At 73.3% G+C, this 7,205-nt stretch carries 3 protein-coding genes and 1 pseudogene; 2 read left to right on the forward strand and 2 right to left on the reverse strand.

Annotation, left to right across the window (positions count from 1 at the left end):
• Positions 1–224: 224 nt before the first annotated feature.
• A complete protein-coding gene (locus ACFYZB_RS35590; protein WP_388765548.1) occupies positions 225–4,187 on the forward strand; it encodes a Pls/PosA family non-ribosomal peptide synthetase in 3,963 nt (1,320 codons plus the stop codon).
• A complete protein-coding gene (locus ACFYZB_RS35595; RefSeq protein ID WP_388765549.1) occupies positions 4,184–5,614 on the forward strand; it encodes a M1 family metallopeptidase in 1,431 nt (476 codons plus the stop codon). The genes ACFYZB_RS35590 and ACFYZB_RS35595 overlap by 4 nt, the downstream gene beginning before the upstream one ends.
• A 55-nt stretch (positions 5,615–5,669) precedes the next feature.
• Here ACFYZB_RS35595 and rodA read toward each other — a convergent pair whose 3' ends face one another.
• Both rodA and ACFYZB_RS35605 read right to left on the reverse strand, forming a co-directional pair.
• Positions 5,670–6,866, reverse strand: coding sequence for a rod shape-determining protein RodA (rodA, locus tag ACFYZB_RS35600; protein ID WP_388765551.1), 1,197 nt, complete (start codon positions 6,864–6,866; stop codon positions 5,670–5,672).
• 192 nt (positions 6,867–7,058) lie between these two features.
• Positions 7,059–7,205 (reverse strand): annotated as a pseudogene (locus ACFYZB_RS35605) (LytR family transcriptional regulator); the annotation flags it as partial.

The raw sequence follows: 7,205 nt of genomic DNA on the forward strand, positions 1-7,205 counted from the left end.
AGCGGCGGCAGAAGTGTCCCGCCGTCCTGCCCCGGCGCGGGGGCGCAGGAACGGTGCCAGGGTACGGCAGAGTGAATTCTGGTATTTGGTTCATCAATTTCCCCCCATGGGCAGGTTGTGAATCAATTGCACCGAGTTGGTGAACGTGTCCCGCGGCAAAGGGTGTCTGACAGGCCGTAAAGGGCCCACCGGCCCGTCGGACATGGAAACCCAAAGGCACGACCTTGACCTCGACCGCACTCGATACCTCACACCCCTCCCCGGGAGTCCCGAGGAACCGCGCCCTGTTCCGCTCCGCGGCAGCCGCGCCACCCCGCACGCTCGTCGACGTCCTGGAGGCGACCGCCGAGCTGCACCCGCACGCACCCGCGCTGGACACGGGTGCCGAGGTGCTGTCCTACCGGGAGCTGCGCGCCGAGGCCCACGCCCGCGCGCGGCGGCTCACCGAGCGGGGCATCGGCCCCGGCGACCGGGTGGGCGTACGAGTGCCATCGGGTACCGCGGAGTTGTACCTGTCGATCCTCGCGGTCCTGCACTGCGGTGCGGCCTACGTCCCGGTCGACGCCGACGACCCCGAGGAGCGCGCCGCGACCGTGTTCAGCGAGGCCGGCGTGTGCCACGTCCTCGGGCCGCACCCGCAACCCGCCGAGCTGGTACCGCCATCCGGAGCGGCCACGGGCTCCACCGCCGCGCCCGCGCCCGCGGACGACGCCTGGATCATCTTCACGTCCGGCTCGACCGGCGCGCCCAAGGGCGTGGCCGTCACCCACCGCTCCGCCGCGGCCTTCGTCGACGCAGAGGCCGAGCTGTTCCTGCGCGGCCGGCCTCTCGGCCCCGGCGACCGCGTCCTGGCGGGCCTTTCGGTCGCCTTCGACGCCTCCTGCGAGGAGATGTGGCTCGCTTGGCGCTCCGGCGCCTGCCTGGTGCCGGCCGAACGGTCCCTGGTGCGCGCCGGGCTCGAACTCGGCCCCTGGCTGGACGCCCGCGGCATCACCGCCGTCTCCACGGTGCCCACGCTCTTGGCGATGTGGCCGGAGGAGGCGCTGCGCCGGGTCCGGTTGCTGATCCTGGGCGGCGAGGCCTGCCCGCCCGGACTCGTCGAACGGTTCGCCCGCCCCGAGCGGGAGATGTGGAACACCTACGGCCCCACGGAGACCACCGTCGTGGCCTGCGCCGCCCGGCTGGAGCCCGGGCAGCCGGTGCGCATCGGACTGCCGCTCGCCGGCTGGGAGCTGGCGGTGGTGGACGAGGCCGGGAATCCCGTCGCCTTCGGCGAGCAGGGCGAACTGGTCATCGCCGGCGCCGGAACCGGCCGCTACCTCGACCCCGTCAAGGACGCGGAGCGCTTCCGGCCGTGCCCGGCGCTGGGCTCGCCGCGCGCCTACCGCTCGGGCGACCTGGTGCGCGCCGATGCCGAGGGACTGGTGTTCCTCGGTCGCGCCGACGACCAGGTCAAGCTCGGCGGACGCCGTGTCGAACTCGGCGAGATCGACACGGCCCTGCTCGCCCTGCCCGGGGTGCGCGGCGCGGCGGCGGCCGTGCAGGCCACCGCGGCCGGCGCCCAGGTGCTGGTCGGCTACGTCGTCGCGCAGGAGACCGCCGACGGCCGCTCGGTCTTCGACGTCGACAAGGCCAGGGCGCTGCTGGGCGAGCGGCTGCCCGCACCGCTGGTGCCCGTGCTGGCCGAGGTGGCGGACCTGCCCACTCGGGCGTCCGGAAAGGTGGACCGCAAGGCGCTGCCCTGGCCGGTGCCGCTGGCCGGTGCCGGGCACGACGAGGCGGCCCACCGGTTGCACGGGACCGCTGCCCGGCTGGCGGACGTCTGGGAGGAACTGCTGGGCCTGCGGCCCGGCCCGGGCAGCGACTTCGTCCAGCTGGGCGGCACCAGCCTGACCGCCGCCCGGATGGCCTCGATGCTGCGCCGGGACCACCCGGGCCTGTCGGTCGCCGACCTCTACCGGCATCCGGTGCTGCAGAGCATGGCCGACCATCTCGACTCCCTGACCGGCGCCGCGCAGGAGGTGCGCCCCGCCCGGCCGGTGCCCCGGCGGACCGCGGTGGTGCAGTTCCTCGTCTCCCTGGCCGGTTACGGCGTCACCGGGCTGCGGGGCCTGGTCGGGCTGGCCGCGGCGGACGACGTCCTCGGCTGGATCGCGCCGCACCGATGGGCGCCGCACACGTCGTGGTGGCTGGTCCTGGCCGGGTGGGTGCTGCTGTTCAGCGCGCCCGTGCGCTGCCTGCTCGGAGCGGCCCTCGCCCGCGCTCTGGCCGGCTCGATCGCTCCGGGCGCCCATCCGCGCGGCGGCGCCGTCCACCTGCGCCTGTGGAGTGCGGAGCGTGCGGTCGCCGCGTTCGGCGTGCCGTCCCTGCTCGGCACCCCGTGGGCCGCGCGGTACGCCCGGATCCTCGGCTGCCGCACCGGGCGGGACATACGGCTCCACGCCATGCCCCCGGTGACGGGCCTGGCCGAGCTGGGCGACGGGTGCAGCGTCGAACCGGAGGCGGACATCGCAGGCTGGTGGCTCGACGGCGACAGGCTGCACGTCGGCAGGGTCGTCGTCGGCGCGGACGCCCGGGTGGGCCACCGCAGCACCCTGCTGCCCGGCGCGGTCCTCGGCCGCGGTGCGGAACTCGCCGCCGGCGGCTGCCTGGACGGCCGCATCCCCGACGGCCAGGTATGGACCGGCTCCCCCGCCCGCCCGGCCGCGCCCACCGAATGCCTCGCGGACCCGGCCTGGCCCGCCCCGCCGGCCGACCGCCGGCGCCGCTGGCATCTCGCCTACGCGCTGTCCCTCACCCTGCTGCCGCTGCTGTCGCTGCTGGCCGCCGCCCCGGCGCTCGCCGTCACCTGGCTGCTGGTGCGCGGCACGGCCACCCTGTCCGGGGCGACCTGGCGGCTGCTCGCCGCCGCACCCCTGTTCGCCGTGCTGACCACCGTGTGCGGCATGCTCCTCACCGCGCTCACCGTGCGCCTGTCGAGCCGCGCGATCACGCCCGGCCTGCACCGCGCCGACGGGGGCGTGGCCTGGCGGGCGTGGCTGGTGACGCGGCTGCTCGACGGCGCTCGGGGCAGCCTGTTCCCGCTCTACGCGAGCCTCGCCACGCCGGCCTGGCTGCGCCTCCTGGGCGCCCGGGTCGGCAGCGGCGCCGAGATCTCGACCGTGCTGCCGCTGCCGTCGCTGCTCCGGGTCGAGGACGGGGCGTTCCTCGCCGACGACACGCTCGTGGCGCCCTTCGAACTGCGCGGCGGCTGGATGCGGTTGGGAGCCGTGCGGATCGGCAGGCGGGCCTTCGTCGGCAACTCCGGCATCGTCGGCGCCGGCCGTGAGGTGGCCGACCACGCCCTGGTGGGTGTGCTGTCCGACGCACCGGTGCGCACCGAACCAGGGTCGTCGTGGATCGGCCGGCCCGCGATGCCGTTGCCCCGCGTGGCCGAGGACGGCGACTCGGCGCGGACGTTCGCCCCGCCCAGTCGGCTGGTGGCGGCCCGCGCGGCCGTCGAGGCGTGCCGCGTGCTGCCGGTGATCCTCGGCACACTGCTGGCCGAGGGCCTGCTGCTGGCGCAGCAGAGGGCCCTGGACGTGGGCGGCCTGTCCCTGGCGGCACTCGCGGGCGTTCCGCTGCTCCTGGCCGCGTCCCTGGCGGCCTGCCTGACCACGACCGCCGCCAAGTGGCTGCTCGTGGGCCGGTTCCGTCCGGTGGAGCGGCCCCTGTGGTCGTCGTTCGTGTGGCGCAACGAGTTGTTCGACACGTTCGTGGAGGTGCTGGCGGTGCCGTGGGGCATCGCCGCGCACCTGGGTACGCCCGTGGTGAACTGGTGGCTGCGCAGCCTCGGCGCGCGCATCGGACGCGGGGTGTGGTGCGACACGTACTGGCTGCCGGAGACAGATCTGGTCAGCATCGGGGACGGCGCCACCGTCAACCGTGGCTGCGTGCTGCAGACCCACCTCTTCCACGACCGGATCATGCGGATGGACAGCGTGCGCCTGGCCGCCGGCGCCTCCTTGGGCCCGCACAGCATCGCCCTGCCCGGCACCACGATCGGCACCGGTACGTCCATCGCCGCGGCGTCCCTGGTGATGCGCGGGGAGACGGTGCCCGACGGCACCCGTTGGGCCGGCAACCCCATCGCCGGCGTCCCCGCGGCCGACCCCGCCGCCCGGCTAGTCGAGGAGGAGACGGCATGACCTGGTGCAGCCGCCGCGCCCTGGTCCGGGGCGCGGCGCTCGCCCCGCTGGCGGCGATGGCCGCGGACGGCCTGCCGAAGCCGGCGCCGCGCTACTTCGCCGGCCACGGCAGCCACGATCACCGCACGCTCGCCTACGACCTCCACCTGGCCTATGACCCGGCCGCCGGCAGGCTGGAGGGCCGGGCGCGCATCCGCGCGGTGGCCGAGCGGACGCTGCGTCAGGTCAACCTCGACCTGGCGAAGCTCTCCGTGCACGAGGCGATGGTCGACGGGGCCGCCGTACGGCCCGGCCGGAAGGGGCACAAACTGCTGCTGCCCGCGCCGCGCCCGATCCCGGCGGGTACCCCCTTCACCCTGGAGATCGGCTACGGCGGCCGGCCCGGCCCGGTCCGCACACCGTTCGGGCAGATCGGCTGGGACCGCACGGGCGACGCACACGACGGCACCCTGGTGGCCGCCCAGCCGCTGGGCGCCCCGTCGTGGTTCCCGTGCAACGACCGGCCGGACGACAAGGCCGAGTTCACCTTCCGGGTGACCGTGCCCCGCGGCCACCAGGCGCTCGCCAACGGAGCCCTGCTGGAGTGGCGCACCTCGGACACCGCCGAGTGCTGGACGTACCACCACAGGGGTCCCATGGCCCCCTACCTCGCCGCGCTGTACACCGGCCGCTTTACGCAAGAGACCTGGCAGGCCACGGACAGCGCGACCGGCCGCCCGGTCACGGGCCGCAACGCCTACCCCGTCCACCTGTCCGGCCGGGCCCGGCACGATCTGGGCCGCCAGCCGGAGATGTTCGAGACGTTCACCCGGTGGTTCGGGCCGTACCCCTTCGAGACGTACGGCGCCGTCGTCGTGGACGCCGACCTGGACCAGCCGGTGGAGAACCAGACGGCGTCCGTCTTCGGCCGCAACCACATCGACGGCGCGCGCACCTGGGAGACGCTGGTGGCCCACGAACTCGTCCACCAGTGGTACGGCAACAGCGTCAGCCTGCGCGACTGGCGGGACATCTGGCTCAACGAGGGCTTCGCCACCTATGGGGAATGGCTGTGGTCGGAGCACATCGGCGAGGACTCCGCCGACACCATCGCCCGGGCGGCCTGGCGAACCCTCGCCCGGCAGGGCACGGGGCTGCGGATCGCCGACCCCGGCCCCGACCGCATCTTCGACGACCGGGTGTACAACCGGGGCGCGTGCACACTGCACGCGCTGCGCCTGACGATGGGAGACGACCGCTTCTTCCCGATGCTGCGCGGCTGGCACCACGCCCACCGCGGCGAAAGCGCCGACACCGCCGCCTTCGTCGCCCACGCCGGCCGGACCATGCCGAGGGTGGTCGAACCCCTGCTGCGCGCCTGGCTCTACGACACCTGCCTGCCGCCCCTGCCTCCGCCACCGCCGGAACCGGGAAACGCGCAGAGCTGATCCGGCCACATCTCCGGTACGCCCTCGTCACCGCCTCCCGGACGGAGCGGTGACGTCACGGCCTCGTCTGCTGCACCCGGATCGACTGCAGCAGACCGACCGCCACCCACACCGCGAACATCGAGGAACCGCCGTAGGAGACGAACGGCAGCGGAATTCCCGCCACCGGCATGATGCCGAGCGACATGCCGATGTTCTCGAAGGACTGGAAGGAGAACCAGGCGACGATGCCGGCGGCGATGATCGTGCCGTACAACTCGGTCGTCTCCCGGGCGATGCGACAGGCGCGCCACAGGATCACTCCGATCAGGGAGATGATCAGGATCCCGCCCACGAAGCCCAGTTCCTCCCCGGCGACCGTGAACACGAAGTCGGTCTGCTGCTCCGGGACGAACTGACCGCTGGTCTGCGCGCCGTGGAAGAGCCCCTGGCCCGTCAGACCGCCGGAACCGATGGCGATGCGGGCCTGGTTGGTGTTGTAACCGACTCCGGACGGGTCCAGGCTCGGGTCGGCGAAGGCGGCGAAGCGGTTGATCTGGTACTGGTCCAGGAGGTGCAGCTGCCACACGGCGACGGCACCGAGGACACCCATGCCGAGCAGACCGAAGACCCAGCGGTTGGAGGCGCCGGATGCGAGCAGCACGCCCAGGATCGTGACCGTCATGACCATCGTCGAGCCGAGGTCCGGCATCATCATCACGACCATGATCGGCACGGCGGCCAGCCCCAGCGCCTGGATCACCGTGCGGCCGTCGGGGTACGTCCTGTCACCCGCGTCGACCCGGGCCGCGAGGAGCAGCGCCATGCCCAGGATGATGGTGACCTTCACGAATTCCGAGGGCTGCAGGGAGAAACCGCCGCCCAGGACGATCCAGTTGCGGTTGCCGTTGATGGTGGCACCGAGCGGGGTGAGCACCAGCAGTACCCCGAGCACTGAAATCCCGTAGAGCATGGGCACCGCGTTGCGCAGGGCGCGGTGCCCCAGCCACACCGTGCCGATCATCAGGACGAACCCGATGCCGAGGTTCATGAGGTGCCGGACGAGGAAGTAGTGCGGGTCGCCCTGGTTGATCTCGGTGCGGTTGCGCGTCGCGGAGTACACCAGCAGCGAACCGATGCACGACAGGGCGAGGGCGGCCAGCAGTATCGGCCAGTCCAGCCGGCGGATGATGGAGTCGCGCGCGAAAAGCCGCGTCCAGGCGGGGCGCTCGGGGCCATAGCCCGAGACGGTGAAGCTGTTCGCACCGGTCATGAAAGCGTCCTCCGGCTTTCGCACTCAGAGGCGGTCGCCTGCGGGTCGTACGGCCGGCTGTGAGCCAGGTGAGCCATGGAGGACTCCGTTCGATCCCGAGACGATGCACGCCGCCGCGACGATCATATCTGCTTGATTGCGCAAAACTGCAACAGAAACACTCCTCCGCTGTACCGCCGGGACGGCCGCCGGTCAGGCGTCGGAGTCGGGCGTGCTGCGCGCCGCGGCGTACGCCTGGGCCGGTGTCATGGGGACGCCGTTGAGGTTCACCGTCCTGTAGGGGCTGACCTTGGCGCAGGTCTTGGCCTGGTCGGCGGTGGAGGCGTGAGCACCCCCGAC

Origin of the sequence: Streptomyces sp. NPDC001852, assembly GCF_042891825.1 — a bacterium.
GTDB lineage: Bacteria > Actinomycetota > Actinomycetes > Streptomycetales > Streptomycetaceae > Streptomyces.

Bases quoted from the DNA above. Each gene is read 5' to 3' on its own strand.
- rodA (WP_388765551.1), bottom strand. From the start codon at position 6,866: ATGACCGGTGCGAACAGCTTCACCGTCTCGGGCTATGGCCCCGAGCGC.
- ACFYZB_RS35595 (WP_388765549.1), top strand. From the start codon at position 4,184: ATGACCTGGTGCAGCCGCCGCGCCCTGGTCCGGGGCGCGGCGCTCGCC.